Origin of the sequence: Erwinia sp. 198 (assembly GCF_003937915.1) — a bacterium.
Classification (GTDB): Bacteria; Pseudomonadota; Gammaproteobacteria; order Enterobacterales; family Enterobacteriaceae; genus Erwinia; species Erwinia aeris.
Genome location: NZ_RHUM01000036.1, coordinates 1 through 505, shown reverse-complemented (window position 1 = coordinate 505; position 505 = coordinate 1). Strand labels below are relative to the sequence as shown.

Here is a 505-nt window from a genome sequence, read left to right as displayed (position 1 = left end):
CTTCATCGCCTCTGACTGCCAGGGCATCCACCGTGTACGCTTAGTCACTTAACCTCACAACCCACAAGCGTCCCGAAGGAGCTGGGCTGCAAGCATTTGAGAGACTCGACCATATCGTTGACTTCATTCCTGTTACGGGGAATGAAAACGACATGTCGTTTCAATTTTCAGCTTGTTCCGGATTGTTAAAGAGCAAATATCTCAAACGTGACTCGGCTTAAAGCCGGAATCAGTTTTGAGATACTTCGTGGAGACACCTTTCACCTGTCACCAAGCAAGTGGCGTCCCCTAGGGGATTCGAACCCCTGTTGCCGCCGTGAAAGGGCGGAGTCCTAACCGCTAGACGAAGGGGACACTGTCGTGTCGGCTTCGCAGCCGTCTTGCTCTAACGTTTCTATCAGACAATCTGTGTGAGCACTGCGCACGAAGGTATCTTCAGGTAAGGAGGTGATCCAACCGCAGGTTCCCCTACGGTTACCTTGTTACGACTTCACCCCAGTCATGA

The 505-nt window shown here is 51.7% G+C and carries 1 tRNA gene and 1 rRNA gene; both read right to left on the bottom strand.

Annotated elements, in window-relative coordinates:
* Positions 1-279 precede the first annotated feature (279 nt).
* Positions 280-354 (bottom strand) — tRNA-Glu (locus EGK14_RS21135).
* An 86-nt stretch (positions 355-440) separates the two neighbouring features.
* Positions 441-505: ribosomal RNA gene (locus EGK14_RS21130) — 16S ribosomal RNA — on the bottom strand; the annotation flags it as partial.